Genomic DNA, 24,727 nt, shown 5'->3' with positions numbered 1-24,727 from the left:
GACACGGTCTGACTGTACTCTCAAAAGGTTATCTGAACCTTCATCGCCTGCGAACGATCACTGGCCATCTCAAATGCGGCCACCACGTCTTTTAGATCAAAACTGTGCGTGATTAACGGGTCGACATCAATCAGCCCCTTCTGCATCAACGTCACCGCTGTGCTGAATTCAGGGTGAAACCGAAACGATCCGCGCAAAGTGATTTCTTTGGCCGTGATCGATTGCATCGGGACGGTCATGTCGCCGCCCATACCCAGCTGCACCAACGTGCCACCGGGGCGCAAAACCGTCACGCCGGCCGTCAAGGCTGCGGCGGCTCCGGAACACTCCAGATGCACATCAATGCGCCCTTTGCCAGCGCTGAACGGGGCCAGCGCATCGGGGTCCGTTTTGGTGTTCAGCCCAAGATCAGCCCCGCACGCGCGCGCAACAGAAAGGGTGTAATCTGACAGATCGGTTGCGATGATTTCAGCGGCCCCTGCCCGTCGCGCCGCCATAATGGCAAGGACTCCGATCGGGCCACAGCCCGTTACCAAAACCGTTTTTCCCAAAAGGTCAGGCGCTTGTCCAACACCGTGTAGGCAGACTGCCAGCGGCTCTGCCATTGCGGCCTGTGCGGGGGTTAGGCCATCCGCCACAACGCATTGACTGGCCAACACAACCAGCGCATTTCGGAACGCACCTTGGATATGCGGGAACGGCATTGCACTGCCGTAAAAGCGCATGTTCAAACAGTGGTTTTGCTGCCCTCGCAAGCAGTATTCGCAGTTTAGACAAGGGCGCGATGGGGATACAGCAACCAACTGACCCACAGCCAACCCCTCAACACCGTCACCCAAAGCCGTCACAACTCCTGACACCTCATGCCCCAAAACCATCGGTTCACGCAGCCGAACAGGGCCGAACCCGCCGTGGTTGTAGTAGTGCAAGTCAGAGCCACAAATCCCACCGGCTTTCATGTCCAACAGAACCTCACCGGCAGCGGGTGTCGGCGTTTCATACGGCTCAACCCTAAGATCGCGGGCATCGTGAATGACAACAGCTTTTGAGGACATCGTTTCGCTTTCAACGCTATACATTTGCGACGAACGTTGGGATAGTTGAGGGCGAGCATCAAGGGAAATAACCATGACACTGCAAATGTTTGACCTGACTGGCCTACGCGCCCTGATCACCGGTTCCAGCCAAGGGATCGGCTATGCATTGGCCAAAGGGCTTGCAGGCGCGGGTGCCGAAATCGTTTTGAACGGACGCGACACAACCAAGCTGGACGTTGCTGCCAAAACGCTTGCGGATACAGGCGCCACTGTCCACCAACTGCCGTTTGATGCCACGGACCATCACGGGGTGCGCGCCGCGGTAGACCGGTTCGAAAATGACATCGGTCCGATCGATATCCTGATCAACAATGCCGGTATGCAGCACCGCACCGAATTGCAGGACTTCCCGCCCGAGGCGTTTGAGAAATTGTTGCAGACCAATGTCGCCTCGGTCTTTCACGTCGGCCAAGCGGTTGCGCGTCACATGATTGATCGCAAACGGGGCAAAATCATCAACATCGCGTCTGTTCAAACCTTGCTAGCGCGGCCTGGAATTGCACCATACACCGCGACCAAAGGCGCCGTTGGCAACCTGACCAAGGGCATGGCGACCGATTGGGCGAAACACGGACTGCAATGCAACGCGATTGCGCCCGGATATTTTGACACGCCACTGAACGCAGCATTGGTCGCTGACCCCGAATTCACGTCTTGGCTGGAAAAACGAACCCCGGCGGGACGTTGGGGTGATGTGGATGAACTGGTTGGAGCTGCTGTGTTCCTATCCTCCAAAGCATCCAGTTTTGTGAACGGTCACACGCTGTACGTCGACGGTGGGATCACTGCGTCGCTCTAACGCGTTACGCAATATCTCTCAGATCAAATTTTTCGTAACGTTTTATTTGCGTCGAATCGCAGGCTCCCCTATGCTTTTGGACTAAGGGAGATTTCGACATGCAGGCATTCATTTGTGACGCGCAGCGCACACCCATCGGTCGTTATGGCGGTGGATTATCCTCTGTTCGTGCTGACGATTTGGCGGCGGCACCAATTGCCGCCCTCATGGCGCGCAATCCGGATGTCGATTGGTCCCGACTTGATGATGTGATCATGGGTTGCGCCAACCAAGCTGGCGAAGACAACCGCAACGTCGCGCGCATGGCATCGTTGCTCGCTGGTCTGCCCGTCGACGTGCCGGGCATCACCGTCAACCGCTTGTGCGCCTCCGGTCTCGACGCCGTTGGCATGGCCGCACGTGCGATCAAAGCCGGCGATCTCGACATGGTCATCGCAGGCGGAGTCGAGAGCATGAGCCGCGCACCCTTCGTCGTTGGCAAGGCCACCTCGGCCTTTGGGCGCGACCCGCAAATGTATGACACAACCATCGGCTGGCGCTTTGTGAACCGCAAAATGCACGATCAGTATGGCACCGATTCAATGCCGCAAACCGCCGACAATGTTGCCGCTGACTATGACGTGAACCGCGCCGATCAAGACGCATTTGCAGCGCGGTCCCAAGCGCGCTGGGCCGCCGCCCATGAGGCTGGTGCCTTTGCGCAGGAAATCGCGCCCGTGTCGATACCGCAGCGCAAGGGTGATGCACTGATTGTCGACACAGATGAACATCCGCGCCCCGGTTCCACCGCAGAAGGGCTTGCGAAATTGCGTGGCATCAATGGCGCTGATTTGACAGTGACCGCAGGCAATGCGTCTGGTGTGAACGATGGGGCAGCGGCCCTGTTGCTCGCATCAGAAGACGCTGCCGCCAAGAACAACCTCACGCCAATGGCGCGTGTCGTTGCGATGAATGCCGCAGGTGTTGCGCCGCGCGTGATGGGCATCGGCCCGATCCCGGCATGCGAAAAAGTACTGCACCGCGCAGGGCTCACCATCGACCAAATGGACGTGATTGAGTTAAACGAAGCCTTCGCGTCACAAGGGCTCGCTACAATGCGCAGCCTGGGTGTGGCTGACGATGATCCGCGCGTGAACGCTCAAGGTGGGGCCATCGCGATTGGTCATCCCCTGGGCATGTCGGGCGCGCGATTGGTCATGACGGCCGCCTATCAACTGCAACGAACTGGTGGTCGCTACGCGCTGTGCACAATGTGCGTGGGCGTCGGCCAAGGCGTTGCACTTATCCTTGAAAGGGTCTGAACGATGTATGCTCAAATGGTGAAATCCACTGGCCAAGGCGTCAAATCATTGGACGAAATGGACCCCCAAGAACGCGCCTTTCAGGAACGCATCAATGCAGGTGACAAGATCGAGCCTAAGGATTGGATGCCAGCGGGCTATCGCAAAACTTTAATCCGCCAGATCGGGCAACACGCGCACTCTGAAATCGTTGGCCAATTGCCCGAAGGCAACTGGATCACCCGCGCGCCCACACTGGAACGCAAAGCGATTTTGCTCGCCAAAGTACAAGACGAAGCAGGGCACGGCCTGTACCTTTACTGCGCCGCTGAAACGCTGGGTGTGACCCGGGATGAACTGACGGAAATGCTGCTTGACGGGCGGATGAAATACAGCTCGATCTTTAATTATCCGACCCTAACATGGGCTGATATGGGTGCGGTTGGCTGGTTGGTCGATGGCGCTGCGATCATGAACCAAGTACCACTGCAACGCACATCTTACGGCCCTTACGCACGTGCGATGGTGCGGATTTGCAAAGAAGAATCCTTTCATCAGCGGCAAGGTTTCGACATCATGATGAAGATGGCAAACGGCACTGCTGCGCAAAAGCGCATGGCCCAAGATGCGCTGAACCGGTTCTGGGGGCCATCGCTGATGATGTTCGGCCCGTCCGATGGGGATTCTGTCCATTCTGCGCAATCCATGGCATGGAAGATCAAGATGAACGGCAATGACGAGTTGCGCCAATTGTTTGTCGATCAAACAGCACCACAGGCAGAATACCTAGGGCTGACGATCCCGGACGAGACGCTGAAATGGAACGACGAAAAAGGCGGCTACGATTTCGCACAACCTGACTGGGATGAATTTTTCGATGTCCTCAAAGGCAACGGACCAGAAGCCGCAAACCGCATGGAAGCCCGCAACAAAGCGTGGGACGATGGCGCGTGGGTGCGCGACGGCATGATGGCCCACGCCGACAAAAAGCGCGCGGCAAAACTGGCGGCGGAGTAGTTCAAATGACCAAACAAGAATGGCCCCTCTGGGAAATTTTCATTCGTGGCGCGCATGGGTTGTCCCATCGCCACGTCGGCAGTCTGCACGCGCCAGACGCCGAAATGGCAATCAAGAACGCGCGCGACGTCTATACCCGTCGCAAAGAAGGCGTGAGCATTTGGGCCGTCGAATCCTCAGCGATCGTCGCGTCCTCACCCGAGGATAAGGGGCATTTGTACGATCCGGCGGACGACAAAGTGTACCGTCATCCGACGTTTTTCGACATCCCAGATGACGTAGGTGCGATGTGAGCAACCTGTTCGAATTTGCCTGCCGCATGGGCGACAATTCCCTCGTCTTAGGACATCGCGTTTCAGAATGGTGCGGCGTCGCGCCCGTGTTGGAAGAAGATATCGCACTGGCAAACATTGCCCTCGATCTGATCGGACAAACGCAACTTTGGCTTGGCCTTGCCGCCGAAATCGAAGGCAGTGATCGCGACGCAGATGGCCTCGCTTTTCACCGCGACGTTTGGGATTTTCGCAACCTTCTATTGGTCGAACAACCCAACCGCGATTTCGGTCACACGATGATGCGACAGTTCCTGTTCGACGCATGGCATTTCGAAATGCTGGGTGCGCTAAAGGCATCTGATCACGCACAAATTAGCGCCATTGCTGAAAAATCACTGAAGGAAGTTACGTACCATCTGGAACGCTCGACCGACACGGTTATTGCCTTGGGCGATGGAACCGAGGAAAGCCATAACCGGATGCAAAACGCCCTTGATCGGCTGTGGCCTTATGTCGGGGAAATGTTCCTGAACGACGATTGCGATCACATCGACACCAGCACCCTGCGCCCCGCATTTGATGCACGTCTGCTGGATGTTCTGGGTCAGGCAACCTTGGTTCAACCCGACAGCACATTCACCCACAAAGGCGGCAAAACCGGCGCGCGTCACACCGAAGCGCTAGGGCATATGTTGGCGGTCATGCAGTCCTTGCCGCGCGCATACCCGGATGCAAAATGGTAGTCGAAAAACCCACGGTTACGCAGATTTGGGAATGGCTGGACAATGTTCCAGACCCCGAAATTCCGGTGATCTCGCTTGTTGATTTGGGGATCATTCGTGATGTTCAATGGCAAGAAGACACTTTGGAAATCACCGTGACGCCAACCTATTCGGGCTGTCCCGCAACAAGCATTATCAACCTCGATATCGAATTGGCGATGACAGGGCATGGCATCAAAAACCTGTCTCTAAAACGCCAATTGTCGCCTGCATGGACCACCGATTGGCTGTCTGAAAAAGGGCGTTCCAAATTGGAAACTTACGGGATTGCGCCACCACAAACTGCCGGTGGCCCTGATCGTTGCCCACACTGCCAATCAAAAGACGTACAACGCATCAGCCAGTTCGGATCCACCCCGTGCAAAGCACAATGGCGCTGTGCGGACTGTCTGGAACCCTTCGATTATTTCAAGTGTATCTGAGCCTATGACCCAATTCCGTCCCCTCACCGTAACCGACATTCACCACACGATCCGCGATGCGGTTGTGCTGACGTTAGAACCCGAAAACGCTGATGATTTCGCATTTGTCCAAGGGCAGTACCTGACGTTCAAACAAGACTTTGACGGGACCGAATTGCGGCGCAATTATTCGATCTGCGCGGGGCTGGATGACGGCAAATTGCAGGTCGGAATCAAACGCGTTGATGGCGGTGCATTTTCGACATTTGCCAACACAGAACTGAATGTCGGCGACACCCTGCACGCGATGCCGCCTATGGGCAAATTCCATACAGAAATAGAGCCTAACAAGGCCAAGTCATACCTTGGATTTGCTGGCGGATCAGGTGTAACACCCGTTCTGTCGATCCTAAAAACCGTCCTTACGCGCGAGCCGAATAGCACCTTTACCTTGATCTATGCGAACCGCGCTGTTGGCACGATCATGTTCCGCGAGGAACTGGAGGATCTCAAGAACACCTACATGGGTCGGCTGACCATCATTCACGTGCTTGAAACCGGCCAAGACATAGATTTGTTCAGCGGTCGTGTCGATCAGGAAAAATGCGCAGCACTCTTTAAATCCTGGATCAATATTGCAAGTATAGACACTGCTTTTATCTGTGGACCTGAACCAATGATGCTGGCGATTGTCGACGCACTAACGACACATGGGCTGGATAAATCCCAGATCAAATTCGAACTGTTTGGGGCCGGTCAACAAGGGCGACTGGCCAAACAGGCGATCAGTGCGCGCAGTGAAAACGCCAAAGGCACACAGGCAACCGTCAAAATCGAAGGGGCGACCCACAGCTTTGTCATTCCCAAAGATCAATCCGTGCTAGAGGCCGCGCTCGCCAACAATCTGGATGCGCCGTTTGCGTGCAAAGCTGGCGTTTGTTCGACCTGCATCGCCAAGGTCAGCGAAGGCGAATACGAGATGCTCTCCAACCACGCGCTTGAGGATTACGAGGTCGAGGCGGGTTATGTCCTGACCTGCCAGTGCTACGCATTGTCTGACAAACTCGTCGTCGATTACGACCAACATTAAGGATCACGAAATGCTGCACGTCCATTCCTACGCTGCCGGTCGGTGGGTTGCCCCGGGATCAGGCGCGCGCACGATCCAGTCCGCAATCACCGGCGAAATCATCGCAGACGCGGGCAACGACACCTTGGATGTGCAAGCCATGATCGCCTATGGGCGCGATGTTGGTGGCCCGACTTTGCGCGCCATGACGTTTCACGATCGTGCACGAATGCTAAAGGCGCTGGCGCTGCACCTGCGCGACCACCGGCAAACACTGTACGACTTGTCATTCAATTCCGGCGGCACGCAGAACGACCACGTGATCGATGTCGATGGCGGGATCGGCACGATGCTGGTCTATGCCTCTAAGGGGCGACGCGAACTGCCTGATAACCAAGTGTTTCTGGACGGCGATCTGGAACAATTGGGGCGCACAGGCACATTTATGGGGCACCACATTTGCACGCCGTTGCAAGGCGTTGCCGTGCATATCAACGCCTTCAATTTCCCCGTTTGGGGGATGCTGGAAAAACTTGCGCCGACCCTTTTGGGTGGCATGCCCGCGATCATAAAACCGGCCACCGCGACCTGTTACGTGACCGAAGCTTGCGTGCGGATCATGCTTCAATCCGGCATCTTGCCAGACGGCGCACTGCAACTGGTTTCGGGTGGCATCGGCGACATGCTAGACCATCTGGATTGTATGGACGTGGTGACATTCACGGGGTCCGCCAACACCGCGCTAAAGCTGCGCGGCAACGCAAATTTGTTGAAAAACTCGGTGCGATTCACGGCAGAACAGGATAGCCTGAACGCTTCGGTTCTGGGCCCTGATGCCCTACCCGGGACGCCCGAATTTGATCTGTTCATCAAAGAAGTTCAGCACGAAATGATCACAAAAGCGGGCCAAAAATGCACCGCTGTGCGCCGCATCCTTGTGCCGCAATCTGCAAGCGAGGCGACGATAGATGCGCTTCGGGACAGGCTGGCGAATGTCACGCTTGGGGATCCGCACGAAAAGAATACGCAGATGGGTGCACTCGTTTCGAACGCGCAGAAATTCGACGTTTTGGACAAGGCAGCCCTGATCGGATCAGAGGCCACGCGCGTGTTTGGCGACCCCGAAAACCACGCAATGTCAGACAGCAAAGGCGCGTTTTTGCCGCCCATGCTGTACCACTGCGCCGATCCGGACAACGCGCAACATGTGCACGACACCGAAGCGTTCGGACCTGTTTCGACCATTATGCCCTACCGCGATTTGGCGCACGCCTGCACGCTGCTGAACAAAGGCAAGGGATCGTTGGTGGCCTCTGTCATCACACGCGACGGCGATGTGGCGCGCGAAATTGTGATGCAATCCGCAGCTTTCCACGGGCGGCTATATTTCAACAACCGCGACAGCATGGCCGAGGCGACAGGCCACGGTGCCCCATTACCCCACATGGTGCACGGCGGACCCGGGCGCGCAGGTGGCGGCGAGGAATTGGGCGGCGTACGGGCCGTCATGCACTACATGCAGCGCACCGCAATCCAAGGCAGTCCCGACATCATCAGCGCGATCGGCGGGCAATGGACGCCCGGTGGCAGTGTGCAAACCGACACGCCGCACCCGTTCACACGCACGTTTCACGAGGTGCAAATCGGCGACACACTTCACACAGACGCCCGCGAAATTACGCTGGACGATATCGAAAAGTTTGCCCATTTCACCGGCGATTTATTCTACGGGCACATGGACGAAGACGCAGCCAAAGCGAACCCGTTCTTTCCTGGTCGTGTTGCGCATGGTTACCTCATTCTCAGTTTTGCGGCCGGTCTATTTGTACAACCTGATCCGGGTCCCGTTCTGGCCAACACCGGCCTTGATAACCTGCGTTTCATGAAACCCGTACAGCCCGGTGACAGCATCAATGTGCAGTTGACCGTCAAGGCAAAAACGCCGCGCAACGACGACTACGGCGAGGTCCGCTGGCACGTCGATGTTCACAATCAAGACGACGACAAAGTAGCCGAATACGAGCTGCTGACAATGAACGCGTTCTAGATGGATCACCTTGCACTTGATACGGCAGTCGAACGGCTGACAACTCTTGGGCCACAACGCGTTTGGTCCTTGTTAGTCACTGTTTTTGGTGATCTTGCGCAAAACAAAGGTGATGGGATCGATGGGCCCGTTTTGTCTGCTTTGATGGCAGACATGCATATCAAACCCGAAGCGACGCGCGTCGCGCTGCACCGATTGCGCAACGACAATTGGATCATCTCGGCCAAGCATGGACGCACCAGTCGTCACAGCCTGACAGAACACGGGCGTCAAATCTCGGCCGCTGCAAATCCACGCATCTACGGGTTGCCTCAGGACATCGTTCAAAGCTGGCAATTGGTCATGTTGGAAAGCACGTCATCGCAGTCACGTGAAGCAATGGAAGAGCTCGGCTTTGCCCCGCTTATGCCGCGTATTTATGTCGGAGCCGGCGATGCCATCCCGCCAAAAGACACGCTGGCATTACCCGCAGCATCCGTTCCTGCGTGGTTAAGTGCGCAATTTGAACCAAAGGATCTTGTTCAGGATTATGCCGCGCTGCACAGCACATTGATCCAGCTGGATCAGGCGCTGAGCAAAGATCACAAACTGAACCCAAGACAAGCTGCAGTCCTGCGTTGTGCCATCGTGCACAGTTGGCGCCGTCTGGTTTTGCGTCATCCGAATTTACCACGGCAGTTGTATTCAGACGATTGGCGCGGGCATGATTGCCGGGTTTTGGTGATGTCCCTTTTGACCCGATTGCCCAGGCCTGTGCTCAGCGAAGTTGCACTTGGTTAAGTCACGTTCTTGAACCCAGTGCTTTTCCACCGGACAAACCCGCGCTATAGCGGTGACATGACAAATCATCTTTACATATCCGACCTGCCCGACGGGCTTGATCTGGGACCCGAAGTCGCCATCGATTGTGAAACTATGGGCCTGCACCCTCACCGCGATCGATTGTGTGTTGTGCAGCTGTCAAACGGTGACGGGAACGCGCATATCGTGCAGATCAAAAAGGGCCAGACCGACGCGCCCAATCTGTGCAAAATGCTAACTGATCCAGATGTGCTAAAGCTGTTTCATTTCGGACGCTTTGACATTGCGGCGATGCAAAACGCGTTTGGCGCAGTGACTGCACCGGTCTATTGCACCAAGATCGCCAGCCGTTTGATCCGCACGTATACGGACCGTCACGGGTTGAAAAACCTGCTTCAAGAATTGCTGAGCGTTGATGTTTCCAAACAGCAGCAATCCAGTGATTGGGGCGCGGATCAACTTACCAAAGCGCAGCTGGAATACGCCGCATCTGACGTTTTGTACCTGCATAGATTGCGTGACGAACTGAACAAGCGGTTGATCCGCGAAGGTCGCATGGAAGTGGCGCAAGCCTGTTTTGATTTCTTGCCCATGCGCTCCAACCTGGATCTGATCGGCTGGCCTGAGACGGATATTTTTGCGCACTCATGAGCACCCAAACTCCATACCGTGACACCGCCCGCCGCGTGATCGAAGCTGAGGCTGACGCCCTGCGCGTCTTGGCCGCAAGTCTGGATGACCGGTTCGCAGATGCGGTGATCAAGCTGCTAGAATCCAAAGGTCGTGTGATCGTCACCGGTATCGGAAAATCAGGGCATATCGCGCGCAAAATTGCCGCAACTTTGGCCAGCACCGGAACACCCGCGCAATTTGTGCACCCAGCTGAGGCAAGCCATGGCGATCTGGGCATGATCACCAGCGCCGACATTGTGATCGGGATTTCCAATTCGGGTGAAGCGCCGGAATTAGCGAACCTCGTCGCCTACACCCGCCGCTTTGACATCCCATTGATTGCGATCACCAAGGCCGAAAACAGCAGTTTAGGGTCACAATCGGACATCGTTTTGCTACTGCCAGACTTGGGCGAGGCCTGCGGAACAGGTGTCGTGCCGACCACATCCACGACGCTAACGCTCGCGATGGGTGACGCGCTTGCCGTCGCCTTGATGGAACACCGCGCCTTTACGCCGGAACACTTCCGCGACTTTCACCCAGGCGGAAAACTTGGCGCGCAGCTTAGTTTGGTAAACGATTTGATGCACTCGGGCGATGCTCTACCATTGGTGCATTTGGGCACACCAATGTCCGATGCGCTGATCGAAATCAGCCAAAAAGGGTTCGGCGTAGTTGGCGTCGTAAACAACGACGGCACCTTGGTCGGGATCGTCACCGACGGCGATTTGCGCCGGCATATGGACGGGCTTTTGTCGCTTACCGCCCAAGACGTCATGACCAAAGCACCGACGACAATCACACCCCAATCACTGGCTGAAAAAGCCGTGCACATCATGAACGACCGCAAGATCACTTGCTTGTTTGTCGTGCCCCAAGACACTGGCGCGCCGACCGGATTGCTGCACATCCATGACTGCCTTCGCGTCGGGCTGGGCTAGAAAATGGACCGCTATTCACGGATGGTAGCGTGGCTAAAAGTGCTGCTACCTTTGATGGCGTTGGGTCTGCTTTCGACCCTTTTTCTGCTATCGCGAAGCATCGATCCCACAGCGGAAATTCCGTTTGCTGACTCAGAAATTCAAGACAGGCTGCGCGATCAGCAAATCACTGGGCCTTTCTTTTCGGGTTCAACTGTTGGCGGTGATCAAATTTCATTTTCGGCAGCAAAAATGGGCACCGCAGAAAATAGTGGAAACACGAAAGCAGACAATATTTCCGCGCAAATCGACCTGGCTTCAGGGTCAAGAATCGTATTTTTTGCCGACCAAGGGATCGTCAATCTGGCCGAAGACCAATCCGTCTTGACTGGTAACGTGCTAATCACGACATCATCAGGGTACAAAATTAACTCAGATAAATTGGTCGCCGCAATGTCCGCTCTGAGCGTAGAATCACCCAAAGACGTCACGGCAATTGGCCCAATCGGGACTTTGACTGCGGGTGCGATGCGCTTGAATGCCCCTGAAAGCAACGGAAACGCCCAATTGGTTTTTACTAATGGCGTGAAACTGATATACCTGCCTCAAATGATAGAAGAATGATAACTGTGACCCTTTTGCGCCCTTTAGTTTTTTGTTTGGCTCTTTTCAGTGCCGCTCCTGTTTTTGCTCAAGGGACGAACGTCGCTTTTGGCACAATCCGGCAAGATACCACCGCCCCTGTCGAGGTGACGGCTGACAATCTTTCTGTCGATCAATCAAATGGAACCGCTATTTTTGTTGGCAATGTGTTGATTGGCCAAGGCGATTTACGTCTTTCTGCGGCCAAGGTGCTGGTGGTTTATCGCGACCAAAACGTAGGCATCTCGCGCCTCGAAGCGTCCGGTGGCGTGACCCTGGTATCCGGCCTCGATGCGGCCGAAGCGCAACGCGCGGATTATGACATTGATTCGGGTACCATTGTGATGACTGGCGACGTTTTGCTGACCCAAGGGCCAAGTGCGCTGACATCCGAGAAAATGACCGTGAACTTACGTGACGGCACCGCGCAGATGTCGGGTCGCGTCAAAACGATCCTGAACACCGGCAAAAACTAGTGGCCAAGCCTAACCTTAAAATTGCCGGCGGCGACTCTGGCTTGCGCATCGAACATCTGCGTAAATCCTATCGCAAAAAGGTCGTGATCCGCGATTTTTCGATGCATTTGAACCGGGGCGAAGTTGTCGCGTTACTTGGCCCGAACGGTTCCGGCAAAACCACGACGTTTTATTCTGTTGCCGGTTTGGTCACGCCTGAAGGTGGCAAAGTTACTGTCGACGGCACCGATGTCACCACCTTGCCGATGTATCGCCGCGCCCAGTTGGGCATCGGATATCTACCCCAAGAGATGAGCATTTTTCGCGGGCTTAGCGTCCAAGACAACATCAGCGCTATTCTCGACATCACCATCAAGCACCGTCAAAAACGCCGCGAACGACTCGAAGAATTGCTATCAGAATTCTCTATCGAACACTTGCGGCGTGCTTCTGCCATGGCGCTTTCAGGCGGCGAACGTCGGCGCGTAGAAATTGCGCGGTGTTTAGCCGCAGACCCCAACTACTTGCTGCTGGACGAGCCGTTTGCCGGCGTCGATCCTATCTCGGTGGGCGATATTCGCCACCTCGTTTCTGATCTGAAAAAACGTGGTATCGGCGTGCTGATCACTGACCATAACGTACGGGAAACATTGGAAATTGTGGACCGTGCGTATATTTTGCACGACGGCAAAGTTCTTATGTCTGGCTCGCCCGAAGAGGTCGTACAAAACGAAAATGTACGCCGCGTTTATCTAGGCGAAAATTTTCGCATCTCCTAAGATGGTCCGTCAAATCTGACGTAATTTCCCGATATCCTGCACCACTTTTGATTGACACATGCCTGTCATATCGGGCTCAATGGGGTCATGGCAAAACTGTTGTCACTGTTTGAATATGACTTGGCCCTGATCACGGGGCCCGTCCTTAGACAACCAACTGAAATGTCATTCCTGCGAAACTAGACCGAACCGAACGTGACCCGACCGGGTCCCGTCCGGCTTATGTTTTCGCCTAATAAATGGAGAAAGAATGCGGTATCAAATCAGCGGCAAACAAATTGACATTGGCACGGCTCTGCAAACGCATGTGCAGACTGAGTTAGACGGCATCGTTCAAAAATACGCCGGCCGACCGACAGACGCGAATGTGGTTTTTTCAAAATCAGCGCATGAATATAATTGCGAAGTTACGGTTCACCTCTCAACCGGTTTGAATGCGTCAGCCAAGGCAAAAGAAACCGAGATTTACGCCGCTTTTGATTCCTGTAGCGCAAAGATGGAAAAACAGCTTCGTCGCTACAAGCGTCGCTTGAAGGACCACCACAAGGACCGCTCACAACCAGTTGAACTTTTCGGCGCTTCCTCTTATATCCTCGCTTCAGACACAGCCAGCTCTGACGAGGTCGAGCCGGAAACGCTGCAGCCAATTATCGTGGCCGAGATGGAAACCAACATCCCATCCCTGTCCGTAGGCGAAGCGGTTATGCAGATGGAATTGGCGGGCGCACCGGTCTTGGTGTTCCGCAACGAAGGCAAAGACGGGGTTAACGTGGTGTATCGTCGCGAAGACGGCAACATCGGATGGATTGACCCTTAAATCCCTGGCGTAGAACGCGCCCGAAACGAAGTGCGAGCAGAATGAATTTTGCCAAACTGATACAACCGGATGCGGTCAAGGTCGTGACCTCTGCATCCAGCAAAAAGCGGTTGTTGCACAGCATCAGCGAATTGGCGCATAGCGCTTATGGACTGGATGTTGCTGTTGTCAGCGATGCTTTGCTCGCACGCGAAGCGCTGGGGCCAACGGGTGTTGGCCACGGCGTCGCCTTACCGCACGCGCGTATCGAAGGTCTGGAAAGCGTTCTTGGTGTATTTGTTCTGTTGGACAAACCAATCGACTTTTCGTCCGTAGATCGTCAGCCGGTTGATATTGCTTTTGCTTTGTTCGCACCCGAGCAAGCCGGTGTTGAACACCTCAAGGCATTGGCATTGGTGTCTCGGACCCTTCGGGATTCGTCAATTTGCGCAAAATTGCGCGCAAATCCAGATCCGACCAAATTGTTCGCGATTCTGGCAGAAAACCAGTCCGCACAGGCGGCCTAACGCCAGCTTTCAAAACCGAACATCATGTAGTCTCGCTGGTACACATCCTGCGTCAGCTTTTCTATTTCTGCATCGTAAATGCCAGATAGGTCGAACGGCAAATCGCCAGTGGCTGCCCCCACAGAAACCTCTTTGTCATGGCCTATTTTGTCCAACAGTTGCGCAAGCTCTGTTTCCAAGTCATCCTCTCGGATCACACGATCAGGCAATGCAAATTCACCAAATCCCTGAAGGGCTTGGGTCTGCGTACACCATGAAGCGTCAACACGAATGGCTGTCTGACCGGAAATATTGCCCTTTAGAAACACTAGAAACGCCGCAAAAGCAGAACGATGCGCTGCGCGATCATAGGACTCATCTGGCATCTGCTCTGGAATTGGCAGCGCATAACGTCGGCGCAAAGTTTGCCGCAAAGCAGAATAACTATCCTCTCCGGTGCCAAGAATATGTTTGGAAAATGCATGATGCGCACGCACAACTGGATGACGCAAAACAGTAAAACTGCGATGGCCCGGATGCTTTCGCTTCCATTGGCGCAAGTCTTTTTGGGAAAACTTGCTTTGAAGCGCGCCACGGTCCACGCCGTCCACGGCAGCCAACCAATCCAACACACGATCTTCCGGGCCACCTTTCATCGGCAAATATAACAAACCAGACTCTGCAGCCGCCACATACGTCGGAATCGTGGGCCCACGCCGAGGTTCAAAATTCGGTGTGCGAGTTAGATTGAACAAGTCACGGCCCGATAGAGCCGTTTCCATCTGCGGAAAGTTGCGCACCTTTTTGGAAATTGCGCTGGGGTTCTGTTTCTTTAAACTCTTGTCCAGCGCCTCCAATTCTTCATCCACACCCAGATAACGCGCCAATCCGTTCATCACCTCAACGCTTTGAAGATCCTCGTATGAAATGTAAAAGGCTGTCTGTCCGCTGTGTTGCAGACGGTTCAATAATTGCAGCTGAAAACTTTGTAACGCTTCTAGGTGGGCGCTAAATTCGTCCGCATCAAAGTCAGCCTGGCCGTCTTTTCGTGACTTGGAATCCGTTAGCTTCCATTGGCCGGTTTCCTGCGCGATTTTCCATGAAACGTAACTGTCCAAAGGATTACGCGTCAGGATAATTTTGGCGCATTTCGGATCGTTCAAACAAGGGTCCAAGACCCGCGGATCATGGTCATGAAAATAACGAAAACCAGCCATGGCATCGGGTTGCTTTTTGATTTCTTTCAGCAGGCGCATTGGATCAGCATCGCGCGTTTCTTGAGTGATACCCAGAATCTTAGTCGTTTTGGGATAACCCAAAAAATGAGGATTGAACGCCTCGCCATGACAAGCGATGCCGTCAAAGGCATTCAGGTTCGTTTCCAAAAAATTCGAGCCCGTCCGCATTTCTGCGAAGACAACAAAGTAGTCAAAAGATCCGGCCATAATTCATTGTACCAAATAGGGTTTGCGCGGCGGCTTGTTTGTGGTTTCAGTCCCACGATCGACAGGAAAATCGCCCATCAAATGCGGATGCATACCTTGATTTTTTAGATTTTGCAGGAATTGGCCAAAACCAGCAAGGTCCTCCATCTTTGGAACCTCGGACAGGCGGCGCGATTGGGTCGGTCCGATCTCGTCCAGAATACCTTGCAACGGTTCCATAGGTGCCTCGATGAACTCAGCCATGCTCCAAATGCGCACTCTTGCTTTGGCAAAGGGTGATCGCAACACTTTGAGGTGATCGTTTTCGATCTTTTGCAGTTCAGCCGCCATTTTACGGATATCGATAAAATTCAAATTTGATTTGAACAACGGCACAGCCCAAGCGCCGCTGATCACGGAAATCTGTGCGTTGTGGTCTTTGGATATCCGCCAGTTAATCTTTTGATTGTCCGCAGGCCCAAATTGAAAACACTGACGTTCGCCGCGCGTGTTCCAGATCAAGTTGGTCAAGAACGCGCCTGGATTATAGTTACGCGAAATCGCGCTATCGCTCATGGCGCCGTGGATGGTTTCGTGGCCGTCCGCAAAATGAGCTCGGTCAGGCGCAAAAAGATGGCCGTGAACACGTGCGCCTGTCGCTTTGGTTAACCAAGATTCGAAATTTACAAACAACTCGGAAAATCCGTGGAAAACGCAATATGGCGCAGCCGTCACGCCATTTTCCCAATCTTCATTGGGAAAGCGGCTTTGCATGTACAGGCCCGGCCGGCCGCGTGTGCGACGCTCTACTGCTTTGGCAAAAATACGGTCAATTTTACCCGGATTGGGTTCGGTCCGTTTCATCGCGCCCGCCATATCGGTCAGGAATGCTTCGTACAGACGATCCGCATGTGGCCAAATTTTGCGTGCCACAAAGCAATCTGAACGACGCAGTAGTTGCAGGTGATCGTCGTAAAAGATGTGCGGTTTGCCCTGAAAATCAAACTTGCTCAGCGTAAGCGACCGGCTTTCCACATTCGTGGAATACTGCCGCGACAATGTCTGGAAATAGCTCTCGTCGGGGATCCAGACCTGCTTAAAATATTTGTCGTAATCTGGTCGATCCGGATCTTGTAAAATTGCCGACAATGTTTGCCGTGTCAGACACCACCACTGGCTGCCCATGTGTGGAATCACGCCATTGGGAATTTTGCGTTTCAGACGTAATGTGCGTTGAAATTGAACGTAGCGATCGAACCAAAAACGGCTCCGTTTCCATGAAAATGGAAAGCGCAAGGTAAAGCGTTCATGATCCAAGCCACCAACGGTCCAGGGCACATCGGCTGTTGTTGCGCTTTCGATGAAATCCGTGCGCGGTCGTTCCTCAAGGTATTCGACCAATTCTTCGACGGGCCGCAAGGGCAAGCAAGATCCAGACGCGAGATAGACATGACGCACAAAAGGAAACTGGTTCAGCATCATTTCAGATGCGACCTGCGTGGCTGCGACAATGCCCCAAGTGCCCCATTCGCAGCGATATCGGGTCGAAAATTCAACATTCGGAACGTCAGACAGAGATGTCACAAATGCGTTGTAGGTTTTGTTGTCCACCAATTTGTCGCAATGGATGACAACGGGGCAACCGCCTGCCGCCCAGTGACGCGCGGCTTGTTCAGCGCGGTCAAGGGCCGTGTGCACCAACATGACGATCCCGACGCTCATGCCCAGTTTCCTTTAGACATAAGGCCTAAAATCTCAAGCTGGCGCCAGTTGATGTATTTTTCGGACCATTTGCACCACAGTTCTGGGTCGTCTTTCAGGCTCTCGGCGTAGGCCTTGTATTCGACGGACGCGGAATAGTGTTGCCCTCGACTTAGTTCTTCTTGCGCCTTGACCGTGAACGTGTCGATAAATTTTGCGTGCAGCAACACGCCGCTGGCTTTTTCGCCGCCCCATTCATCATAGACCAAGTTCAAACCGCGCGGCAGCAACATGTGCGTCGAACTGACATACGTGTACTTGCGGTCCCATTTCACGAGGGGGATTTTGTTCAACGCTGGTGCCTTTTCCGGCGCATCGGCAAAGAACACACGGGCGCGCGGCCCACCTTGGATCCACAGATTCCCAAACCGCTTGTTGCGGGACAGATTGTAGTTACCGCTGTCAAACCAACTGGCGATCTCAATCGGATCCTGCCCTGATTGGTAGGGTTGTTCATCCAATCGACCCTTTGGATACATGTCCAACAACATTGCACTAAAGGATTTGATGTTGGACGCATCCAGCCAGTCGGTCAGCGCCCGCAAAGGACGCGTATCGCAAAATGGATAGACTAGAAATTCATCTGGATCGACGGTCAGCGCCCAATGGCCATGCGCGTATTTCAACTGCAACCAATTCAGCCAATCCACACCAAAACGGGACCGCTTGTAACTGGCACTCGTGCGCCAAACAGATACGTCAGGCTGGTCCGCCAAATACTCGGCCGAACCATCAGTGCTGTCATTGTCCACGATTAGGAAATGATTGACCCCTTGGTCACGGTAGTAATTCAGGAAATACGGCAGCCGAATCTTTTCGTTGCGCAGGGTCGAGAACAGCAAAATATCTTCTTCGCGAATCTGCGAAGTACGATCTGCCACGCGACCCAATTCCCGACGTTTACGAACCGCACGGATGCGCCATCGCTTGCGTTGAAGCCTCAGTCGATATGACTGCCAAGCACCCAAATTTCTGCCCTTACTTTGTCGGTGTTGCCCATCCCTTATAGCAGCTTTATCAGAACATCCTTAACGCGACCTTGAAATGGTCGCCCCAAGTAGTGGATTTGTATGTTCCCGATCCGCGCGCCTCAGGGCTGGCTTGTGCCAACTCTTTAATCGTATTTATCCACAGATAGCTGTCTGAAACGCCTGCGTAAACGGGAATATCGCCCAAGGTTTCCCGCAATACCTCCAATGGGTTGCACACAATTGGCACGTTCAGGCACGCGGCCTCAATTGGAGGCAGCCCAAACCCTTCGGCAAAGGACGGAAACAGCAATCCGTTTGAGCCATTCAAGAGGGCCGCCATGTCGGCATCGTTCATGTTGTTGTGTTCAATAATCTTGGTGTCAGCGGGCAAAGCATCAAGGCGATCAAACACGTTTTTGTTGTTCCAACCGCGCCCGCCACAAATGTGCAAATGCGGGGCATCAACACCCATTTCCTGCCAGATATCCAAAAGGAACGCGTGATTCTTGCGGGGTTCAATTGTGCCAATACAGACAAAATACGGGGCATGTGGGCAGACGAATTCAGGATTCGGCTGCGGCAAGTCTGTTGCCAAATGCGCAACAATACCACGCGGCACCGCCCCCCAAGCGCGCATGTGCCTCTCGCTACGCACCTGTGTATCCGCGGAATTGTAGATCACAACATCGGCAAATGTTTGGGTGCGACGCAATTTTTCACGGAACACGTCAACTGTGCCCGCACGCTGGAATTGCGGGAAATCCAGCGGAATTACATCGTGGATCATCACAGCGATAGGTCCGCCCAGCGCAGTTTTCGCCGATTGCAAAACCCGCGACGTCAAATTGCTATGACCAACATTAACGTAGGACGCGCCATTGGGAACGTGCTGCCTCAGCATCGAAATCAGCCTATTCGGCAGACACCTTGCCATCGACAGCCTGCGTAAATCAGCCTGTGCGCTGCGTTCGATCACGCTAAGTTTGCGCTGCATAACAGACAACAAATCAGGGCGAAAGAATGGGCTTTTGCCGCTGAGCCGCTGTTCCATCTCGATCAAGCCAGATTGATCCAGCAGCACATACCCAAACGGCGTACGAGCCAAGGCAAACACGGGACAATCTTGGGCGATCAGCGCGCGCACATACGCCATTTCGACCCGATCCACGCCTGTCAGTACCCGACCCGCGCGGCGGATCAAGCGGGTGATATCAATCACACGAGCAGGGGGCTTATTCAGAGTAGTGTCCAGTTTGGTGCCATCTCCATGCATCTGCGATCATGGTTTGCAGCGTTGATCGCGCGGGGTTCCACCCTAGCTCGGAAACGGCGCGGCTGGAACCCGACACCAGTTTCGTACAATCGCCGGCACGACGCGCGCCCTCTTTAAACGGCACTACCCGGTTGGTCACGTTACGCGAATGATCGATGACCTCGCGCACAGAAAAACCGCTGCCGGTGCCAAGGTTAAACACGCGGCTGTCCTTGTCGTCTTGTAGCCATTTCAGCCCCAAAACATGCGCGTCCACCAAATCGCAAACATGCACGTAGTCGCGAATGCAGGTGCCGTCCGGCGTGTCGTAATCCGTACCAAAAATGGTAAGCGCATCGCGTTTACCATCAATCGCGTCCAACATCAGCGGGATCAAATGTGTCTCGGGTTGGTGGAATTCACCGACCTCGCCGTCTGGATCCGCACCAGCCACGTTAAAGTAACGGAAGATCACGTGACGCAGGCCATCCGAAACCTCGAAATCGCGCAGAATGTCTTCGATGGCGCGCTTGGATGCGCCGTATGCGTTGATCGGGAATTGCGCCGAGTTTTCGTCGAGCACCACGTTGTCTTGATCGCCGTACGTCGCGCAGGTACTTGAAAATACGAAGTTTTTGCAACCGGCACCCACCGCCGCTTCGATCAGGTTTAGCGATCCGGACACGTTGTTGCGCCAGTATTTGCCCGGCTCGGACATGCTTTCGCCGACCTGACTAAGCGCTGCAAAATGCATCACTGCAACGGGTTGAAATTCGGCAAATACTTTGTCCAAACGGGCGCGGTCTAGCAAATCGCCTTGCGCAAAGGGGCCGAATTTCACGGCCTCTTTCCAACCTGTCACCAAATTGTCAAATGTAACGGGCACAAACCCGGCAGTTTTCAACGCCTTACAAGCGTGCGAGCCGATATAGCCCGCCCCACCCGTGACCAGAACATTCTGCCCCATTTAGTACCCCTGTTGCGGTTTATTCAGCCGCTTTTTGCTGTCCAACAACGTCAGTAATATACCCCAACAGGTCGTCGCGCAATTCTTCACGTGCCAAACCAAAGGCAACAGTCGCTTGCAAAAAGCCCGACTTGGATCCGCAATCAAAACGCTGACCACGGAAACGGAAACCGTAAACCGGGTTATCTTGCGCGATTTCTGCAGCAATTCCGTCCGTCAGCTGGATTTCTCCACCCGCACCGGATTTCAGCTTGTTCAGGTTGCCCATCACAGACGGTGACAAAATATAGCGGCCAATCACGGCCAGGTTTGACGGCGCTTCTGCGGCAGGTGGCTTTTCAACCATACCTTTAACACGGACCATTGCACCCATGTCTTCGGACACATCCAAAACGCCATAAGACGAGGTTTTCTCGGGCGCGACTTCCATCGCAGCGACCATATTGCCGCCAGTTTCCTCGTAGGCTTCGACCATCTGCTGCAAGCAGGGCGTTTCAGCCGCAATCACATCGTCTGGCAGAATCACCGCAAACGGTTCGTTGTGGATCAAACGACGGGCGCACCAAACCGCGTGACCAAGGCCCAGCGCTTTGTGTTGGCGCATGTACGCGATCGCGCCACTGTCCATGTTTGTGTCTTTTAGAATTTCGAGAAGTTCGTCTTTACCCTTCTTGCGCAACTCTTGCTCAAGGTTCGGGGCGTGGTCGAAATAGTCCTCAAGCGCACCTTTACCGCGCGAGGTCACAAAGATGAATTCCTTGATGCCTGCCGCACGCGCTTCGTCGATGGCGTATTGAATCAGGGGGCGATCGACCAAAGTCATGATCTCTTTGGGGACTGATTTTGTCGCTGGTAAAAACCGCGTGCCCAACCCTGCCACCGGAAAGATGGCTTTTGTGACTTTCTTACGCATACCTTGTCCTCATGTATTGACCGCTCTGTACAAAGCAGGCGATGTTTTATTCATTTTCGCATAGGATTTTGGACAAAGCACGTCCGAAAAGCCCATTTTCGCCAAATTACACGCAATTGGTGTAGCCGGTAGTCATTTTTCGTCACTTAGCCCTCGAATGGCATGAATCCGCGACATCTCTTGTTTTCGGCGCCTCGTTTTTGTGCTCAGTTTGAACGCCTTATCCGAGCGTTCAGCCTTTCCAAAGAGACCACCGCGTTGTTCCCAATAGCCATCAACATGGAACCGAACATGGTGGTATAAAGCCGTCGGTGACAGGATCATCAAGGTGAGAATTTCCTTACTTTTCACCCTAAACTTTGCCTGCTCAAGGGCGGCTTTTCGGCCGCGAATCCCTACGACTTCGAACGTGCTGGTGCGTGGCTTAACGTGGAACTTCTTAAAAGCGTCTGAAGCATGGGACGAAAGTCCGCCCTTGGCCAGTTCGCGTGATTGCCCATCGCTGTAGCCTTCACGAAGTCGGTGCATCAAATAACGTACCTGTCGCGGTTCCAATCCGCCGGCGATCATGTGGGTCAGCACACGGCGACGTTCGGATCGAAGTTGGCGTTGCCAGTGATCATCACGATGCTCTTGTGCTATGTATTTGCGTTGAAACACGGCCCAACTGGCCCCGATATCAAACAGGTCCGTCGGCACACGGTCAACGCGGCGTCGCACACTGGCAGCAAACCCGTGGTGGACCTGCGCAAGCGGCGCAATCGCGGTCAAATGGCCCGCAGCAGACAGGCGCATATTCAGGTCGGTTTCGTCCAAGTAAAACGTGTAGGCAGGATCAAAACCGCCGAGGTCCACCAGCACGTCACGGCGCACTGCCATGTTGGTGCCTTCGGTTTTGATCGCGGTCTCTGGTTGCGGTGTCAGGATCGTGGTTTGGGTTTCGTCTACGGCCAGGTCGCTCGCCTGTCCTTGGGCATCCAGCACCCGCGCTTTCCATTGAAAACTGATACCGTTGCGACCTCGTACAAACCCGCCCGCTGCACCGACTTTGGCATTCTCAAACGGCTGCGTCAGATACGTCAACCACGTCGGTTCCGGCACGGCATCATCGTCGATGAACGCGATGACTTCGCCAGCGGCGACGTTGATGCCTGTGTTGCGCGCGGCGGAAATATTGGGCTCATCGAACGTGATCGTTTTGATCAAATCCTTGATGTCATCCAAGGCGTTAATTCCAGCAGGGTCAGCCACAACAACGATTTCAAAATTGGAATATTGCAGCTGGGACAAACCCGTCACACAGCGTTTCAAAGCCATCGGTCGGTCGCGGCTTACGACCACAACACTTACCGAAACCTTGGCCGATGGGGGGATCATTCCAGACCCATCTTGGCCATCATCGCTTCGATTTTTGGAACGTCTTCGGGGTTGTTAAGCTCCCAAAACTGACGGCCTTTTGCCTCGACTTCTACGCATCTGACAGCCCGCCCGTTTTCCATAAACCGAAGTTGTTCTAACCCCTCAAGCATCTCTAGCGGGCCAACGGGCCACGACCGATAATCCGCCAACGGTTTTGGGCGATACGCATACACCCCGACATGATGGAAAACCGGCGTTTCATCCGTGTTAGAGTATGTTTTTGACGTAAATGGCACAACTTCTTTCGAGAAATACATCGCCCGCAAATTCGCGTCAAAAACGGCAGTTGTGCCACCAACACGACCGGCTTTGCGGTCCTCTAGAAACCCGTTTAACGTTGCCCCGTCACAGCGCAAAATCGGCGTTGCGATGTCTTGATCAGGGGCGGCGCGCAGGCCAGTGACCAGATCCTCGACAAACCAATGTGGCGTCAAGGGTGCGTCGCCTTGCAGGTTCACGACGATCTCGTAGTTGCCACCCAAATTCGCGTGTGCCTCGGCGCAGCGTTCAGTCCCGTTTGCGCAATCGACCGAGGTCATCACGACCTCTGCACCGAATGCTTCTGCGGCTTCGCGGATACGATCGTCGTCTGTGGCCACCACCACGCGGTCGACGCCTCGGACCTCGCAGGCCGCGCGCCAAGACCGTTCGATCAAGGACCGCGAAACGCCCGACGCGCCCTTAAGCAGTGCCAAAGGTTTCGCTGGGTAGCGGGTCGATGCGTAGCGCGCGGGGATGACGATCAGGACTGACACTAGGCAGGCTTCAGTTCGACCGACGGCGCGTAGGCGATGAAAAACGGGTTGGCAAAATCGGCTTTTCCGTACTTGAGCGGCGTGTGATCGTCGAACCGGACCACGTCGCCACCTGCGCCCAAAAGTACGGCGTGACCTGCGGCTGTGTCCCATTCCATCGTGCGCCCGACCCGTGGGTAAACGTCAGCTTCGCCCGTTGCGATAAGGCAGAATTTCAACGACGATCCGGCGCTTTTCATGTCCTTGACGTTGTACTTGCCGATGTAATCATCGGTTGCCTGATCACGGTGCGATTTTGACGCCACAACCATCAGGGCGCTGTTGTCCGCGTCCGACACATTGATCGGGGAAATCGCGCCCATTTTATCCTTGTCCAGATCGCCTGTTTCCTCAACCGATTGACCGTCAGCCAGGGTAAAGAACATCCGGTTTTTAGCAGGTGCATAGACCACGCCGCGCGTCGGTTTGCCGCCCTCGACCAACGCGATGTTGACTGTGAAATCGCCACGGCGGTGGATGAATTCTTTGGTGCCATCAAGTGGATCAACGATCAAGAACGTGTCGCCAGATGCGGTGTGTGTGTCAGATTGTTCCTCGGTGACCAGCATCATGTCGGGGAATGCTGCGCGCAGGCCTTCAGAAATGATCGCATCCGCAGCTTCATCCGCAGCCGTGACCGGGCTGTCGTCGGATTTCAATTTCACGTCGAAATCATCAGCGTCATAGATTTCCATGATCTTGTCGCCTGCCTGCAATGCCAGTTTTCGGATCACCGGTACCAAGTCTTCGTAGTTCACAATTGCTCTCCTGCTCATCGCATTTGTTGAAATGCGCTTTGTTGTCACTTATGCTGCGCTGATAACGGAACGGCAAGAATTCCGTGCGATTTTAACGTGCGCACATCGCGCTAGGCGTAAGGCAGCTCAT

General features: G+C 54.3%; 25 protein-coding genes and 1 pseudogene. 16 read left to right on the top strand and 10 right to left on the bottom strand.

Annotated features, from left to right (window positions below; translation table 11 throughout):
• Positions 1-20: 20 nt before the first annotated feature.
• Positions 21-1,055 carry an alcohol dehydrogenase catalytic domain-containing protein gene (locus ACFIO0_RS17870; RefSeq protein ID WP_390911749.1) on the bottom strand — a complete coding sequence of 345 codons (1,035 nt, stop codon included), beginning with the start codon at positions 1,053-1,055 and terminating at the stop codon, positions 21-23.
• Between the two features lie 73 nt (positions 1,056-1,128).
• Here ACFIO0_RS17870 and ACFIO0_RS17865 point away from each other — a divergent pair, with 73 nt between their 5' ends.
• From ACFIO0_RS17865 to ACFIO0_RS17790, 16 genes are all read left to right on the top strand, one after another.
• Positions 1,129-1,896 carry an SDR family oxidoreductase gene (locus ACFIO0_RS17865; protein WP_390911748.1) on the top strand — a complete coding sequence of 256 codons (768 nt, stop codon included), beginning with the start codon at positions 1,129-1,131 and terminating at the stop codon, positions 1,894-1,896.
• Between the two features lie 98 nt (positions 1,897-1,994).
• On the top strand, positions 1,995-3,197 hold the full coding sequence (pcaF, locus tag ACFIO0_RS17860) for a 3-oxoadipyl-CoA thiolase (RefSeq protein WP_390911746.1): 1,203 nt from the start codon (positions 1,995-1,997) through the stop codon (positions 3,195-3,197).
• A 3-nt stretch (positions 3,198-3,200) separates the two neighbouring features.
• Positions 3,201-4,193, top strand: coding sequence for a 1,2-phenylacetyl-CoA epoxidase subunit PaaA (gene paaA, locus ACFIO0_RS17855; protein ID WP_390911745.1), 993 nt, complete (start codon positions 3,201-3,203; stop codon positions 4,191-4,193).
• Between the two features lie 5 nt (positions 4,194-4,198).
• On the top strand, positions 4,199-4,486 hold the full coding sequence (gene paaB / locus ACFIO0_RS17850) for a 1,2-phenylacetyl-CoA epoxidase subunit PaaB (RefSeq protein WP_390911744.1): 288 nt from the start codon (positions 4,199-4,201) through the stop codon (positions 4,484-4,486).
• A 26-nt stretch (positions 4,487-4,512) separates the two neighbouring features.
• The gene (paaC, locus tag ACFIO0_RS17845) at positions 4,513-5,211 is read left to right on the top strand and encodes a 1,2-phenylacetyl-CoA epoxidase subunit PaaC (RefSeq protein ID WP_390915365.1); all 699 of its coding nucleotides are present in this window, start codon (positions 4,513-4,515) and stop codon (positions 5,209-5,211) included.
• Complete coding sequence (gene paaD / locus ACFIO0_RS17840) at positions 5,205-5,672, top strand: 1,2-phenylacetyl-CoA epoxidase subunit PaaD (RefSeq protein WP_390911742.1); 468 nt, start codon at positions 5,205-5,207, stop codon at positions 5,670-5,672. The genes paaC and paaD overlap by 7 nt, the downstream gene beginning before the upstream one ends.
• A 4-nt stretch (positions 5,673-5,676) precedes the next feature.
• Complete coding sequence (locus ACFIO0_RS17835; RefSeq protein WP_390911741.1) at positions 5,677-6,741, top strand: 2Fe-2S iron-sulfur cluster-binding protein; 1,065 nt, start codon at positions 5,677-5,679, stop codon at positions 6,739-6,741.
• Between the two features lie 10 nt (positions 6,742-6,751).
• Positions 6,752-8,767, top strand: coding sequence for a phenylacetic acid degradation bifunctional protein PaaZ (paaZ, locus tag ACFIO0_RS17830; protein WP_390911740.1), 2,016 nt, complete (start codon positions 6,752-6,754; stop codon positions 8,765-8,767).
• The gene (locus ACFIO0_RS17825) at positions 8,768-9,547 is read left to right on the top strand and encodes a PaaX family transcriptional regulator C-terminal domain-containing protein (protein ID WP_390911739.1); all 780 of its coding nucleotides are present in this window, start codon (positions 8,768-8,770) and stop codon (positions 9,545-9,547) included. It abuts the gene before it with no gap.
• A 57-nt stretch (positions 9,548-9,604) separates the two neighbouring features.
• Positions 9,605-10,219, top strand: a complete 615-nt coding sequence (locus tag ACFIO0_RS17820) for a ribonuclease H-like domain-containing protein (RefSeq protein ID WP_390911738.1) — start codon at positions 9,605-9,607, stop codon at positions 10,217-10,219.
• A complete protein-coding gene (locus tag ACFIO0_RS17815) occupies positions 10,216-11,181 on the top strand; it encodes a KpsF/GutQ family sugar-phosphate isomerase (RefSeq protein WP_390911737.1) in 966 nt (321 codons plus the stop codon). Before ACFIO0_RS17820 ends, ACFIO0_RS17815 begins: the two co-directional genes overlap by 4 nt.
• Positions 11,182-11,184: 3 nt before the next feature.
• Complete coding sequence (gene lptC / locus ACFIO0_RS17810) at positions 11,185-11,784, top strand: LPS export ABC transporter periplasmic protein LptC (RefSeq protein WP_390911736.1); 600 nt, start codon at positions 11,185-11,187, stop codon at positions 11,782-11,784.
• A complete protein-coding gene (locus ACFIO0_RS17805; RefSeq protein ID WP_390911735.1) occupies positions 11,781-12,278 on the top strand; it encodes an LptA/OstA family protein in 498 nt (165 codons plus the stop codon). The genes lptC and ACFIO0_RS17805 overlap by 4 nt, the downstream gene beginning before the upstream one ends.
• Positions 12,278-13,036: an LPS export ABC transporter ATP-binding protein gene (lptB, locus tag ACFIO0_RS17800; protein WP_390911734.1), complete on the top strand. Its 759-nt coding sequence runs from the start codon at positions 12,278-12,280 to the stop codon at positions 13,034-13,036. The genes ACFIO0_RS17805 and lptB overlap by 1 nt, the downstream gene beginning before the upstream one ends.
• Before the next feature lie 250 nt (positions 13,037-13,286).
• Positions 13,287-13,853, top strand: a complete 567-nt coding sequence (gene hpf / locus ACFIO0_RS17795; protein WP_390911733.1) for a ribosome hibernation-promoting factor, HPF/YfiA family — start codon at positions 13,287-13,289, stop codon at positions 13,851-13,853.
• Between the two features lie 41 nt (positions 13,854-13,894).
• A complete protein-coding gene (locus tag ACFIO0_RS17790; protein WP_390911732.1) occupies positions 13,895-14,359 on the top strand; it encodes a PTS sugar transporter subunit IIA in 465 nt (154 codons plus the stop codon).
• Here ACFIO0_RS17790 and ACFIO0_RS17785 read toward each other — a convergent pair.
• From ACFIO0_RS17785 to cysQ, 9 genes and pseudogenes are all read right to left on the bottom strand, one after another.
• A complete protein-coding gene (locus ACFIO0_RS17785) occupies positions 14,356-15,783 on the bottom strand; it encodes a sulfotransferase domain-containing protein (protein WP_390911731.1) in 1,428 nt (475 codons plus the stop codon). The genes ACFIO0_RS17790 and ACFIO0_RS17785 overlap by 4 nt on opposite strands.
• A 3-nt stretch (positions 15,784-15,786) precedes the next feature.
• Positions 15,787-17,484: a beta-1,6-N-acetylglucosaminyltransferase gene (locus tag ACFIO0_RS17780; RefSeq protein WP_390911730.1), complete on the bottom strand. Its 1,698-nt coding sequence runs from the start codon at positions 17,482-17,484 to the stop codon at positions 15,787-15,789.
• Entirely contained in the window at positions 17,481-18,491 is a 1,011-nt protein-coding gene (locus ACFIO0_RS17775) for a glycosyltransferase family 2 protein (protein ID WP_390911729.1), read from the bottom strand. The genes ACFIO0_RS17780 and ACFIO0_RS17775 overlap by 4 nt, the downstream gene beginning before the upstream one ends.
• Before the next feature lie 49 nt (positions 18,492-18,540).
• Positions 18,541-19,713, bottom strand: a complete 1,173-nt coding sequence (locus ACFIO0_RS17770) for a glycosyltransferase (RefSeq protein WP_390911728.1) — start codon at positions 19,711-19,713, stop codon at positions 18,541-18,543.
• 13 nt (positions 19,714-19,726) lie between these two features.
• Positions 19,727-20,713: a UDP-glucose 4-epimerase GalE gene (galE, locus tag ACFIO0_RS17765; RefSeq protein WP_390911727.1), complete on the bottom strand. Its 987-nt coding sequence runs from the start codon at positions 20,711-20,713 to the stop codon at positions 19,727-19,729.
• Positions 20,714-20,732: 19 nt separating this feature from the next.
• Positions 20,733-21,626 carry a UTP--glucose-1-phosphate uridylyltransferase GalU gene (galU, locus tag ACFIO0_RS17760; protein ID WP_390911726.1) on the bottom strand — a complete coding sequence of 298 codons (894 nt, stop codon included), beginning with the start codon at positions 21,624-21,626 and terminating at the stop codon, positions 20,733-20,735.
• Positions 21,627-22,352: 726 nt separating this feature from the next.
• A pseudogene (locus ACFIO0_RS17755) lies at positions 22,353-23,003 on the bottom strand (glycosyltransferase family 2 protein); the annotation flags it as partial.
• A complete protein-coding gene (locus ACFIO0_RS17750) occupies positions 23,000-23,800 on the bottom strand; it encodes a 3-deoxy-manno-octulosonate cytidylyltransferase (protein WP_390911725.1) in 801 nt (266 codons plus the stop codon). The pseudogene ACFIO0_RS17755 and the gene ACFIO0_RS17750, both read right to left, overlap by 4 nt.
• Entirely contained in the window at positions 23,800-24,597 is a 798-nt protein-coding gene (cysQ, locus tag ACFIO0_RS17745; RefSeq protein WP_390911724.1) for a 3'(2'),5'-bisphosphate nucleotidase CysQ, read from the bottom strand. The genes ACFIO0_RS17750 and cysQ overlap by 1 nt, the downstream gene beginning before the upstream one ends.
• Positions 24,598-24,727 lie beyond the last annotated feature (130 nt).

Origin of the sequence: Pseudosulfitobacter sp. SM2401, assembly GCF_042932805.1 — a bacterium.
Lineage (GTDB): Bacteria > Pseudomonadota > Alphaproteobacteria > Rhodobacterales > Rhodobacteraceae > Ascidiaceihabitans.
This window is presented reverse-complemented; position numbering and strand designations above follow the sequence as displayed.

Excerpts from the sequence above, each read along its gene's own strand:
- paaB (WP_390911744.1), top strand. The coding sequence starts at position 4,199 with ATGACCAAACAAGAATGGCCCCTCTGGGAAATTTTCATTCGTGGCGCG.
- ACFIO0_RS17815 (WP_390911737.1), top strand. The coding sequence starts at position 10,216 with ATGAGCACCCAAACTCCATACCGTGACACCGCCCGCCGCGTGATCGAA.
- lptC (WP_390911736.1), top strand. The coding sequence starts at position 11,185 with ATGGACCGCTATTCACGGATGGTAGCGTGGCTAAAAGTGCTGCTACCT.
- ACFIO0_RS17865 (WP_390911748.1), top strand. The coding sequence starts at position 1,129 with ATGACACTGCAAATGTTTGACCTGACTGGCCTACGCGCCCTGATCACC.
- paaZ (WP_390911740.1), top strand. The coding sequence starts at position 6,752 with ATGCTGCACGTCCATTCCTACGCTGCCGGTCGGTGGGTTGCCCCGGGA.
- paaA (WP_390911745.1), top strand. The coding sequence starts at position 3,201 with ATGTATGCTCAAATGGTGAAATCCACTGGCCAAGGCGTCAAATCATTG.
- ACFIO0_RS17870 (WP_390911749.1), bottom strand. The coding sequence starts at position 1,055 with ATGTCCTCAAAAGCTGTTGTCATTCACGATGCCCGCGATCTTAGGGTT.
- ACFIO0_RS17825 (WP_390911739.1), top strand. The coding sequence starts at position 8,768 with ATGGATCACCTTGCACTTGATACGGCAGTCGAACGGCTGACAACTCTT.
- galU (WP_390911726.1), bottom strand. The coding sequence starts at position 21,626 with ATGCGTAAGAAAGTCACAAAAGCCATCTTTCCGGTGGCAGGGTTGGGC.
- pcaF (WP_390911746.1), top strand. The coding sequence starts at position 1,995 with ATGCAGGCATTCATTTGTGACGCGCAGCGCACACCCATCGGTCGTTAT.
- paaD (WP_390911742.1), top strand. The coding sequence starts at position 5,205 with ATGGTAGTCGAAAAACCCACGGTTACGCAGATTTGGGAATGGCTGGAC.
- paaC (WP_390915365.1), top strand. The coding sequence starts at position 4,513 with ATGGGCGACAATTCCCTCGTCTTAGGACATCGCGTTTCAGAATGGTGC.
- ACFIO0_RS17805 (WP_390911735.1), top strand. The coding sequence starts at position 11,781 with ATGATAACTGTGACCCTTTTGCGCCCTTTAGTTTTTTGTTTGGCTCTT.
- ACFIO0_RS17780 (WP_390911730.1), bottom strand. The coding sequence starts at position 17,484 with ATGAGCGTCGGGATCGTCATGTTGGTGCACACGGCCCTTGACCGCGCT.
- ACFIO0_RS17820 (WP_390911738.1), top strand. The coding sequence starts at position 9,605 with ATGACAAATCATCTTTACATATCCGACCTGCCCGACGGGCTTGATCTG.
- ACFIO0_RS17785 (WP_390911731.1), bottom strand. The coding sequence starts at position 15,783 with ATGGCCGGATCTTTTGACTACTTTGTTGTCTTCGCAGAAATGCGGACG.
- ACFIO0_RS17835 (WP_390911741.1), top strand. The coding sequence starts at position 5,677 with ATGACCCAATTCCGTCCCCTCACCGTAACCGACATTCACCACACGATC.
- galE (WP_390911727.1), bottom strand. The coding sequence starts at position 20,713 with ATGGGGCAGAATGTTCTGGTCACGGGTGGGGCGGGCTATATCGGCTCG.
- ACFIO0_RS17790 (WP_390911732.1), top strand. The coding sequence starts at position 13,895 with ATGAATTTTGCCAAACTGATACAACCGGATGCGGTCAAGGTCGTGACC.
- hpf (WP_390911733.1), top strand. The coding sequence starts at position 13,287 with ATGCGGTATCAAATCAGCGGCAAACAAATTGACATTGGCACGGCTCTG.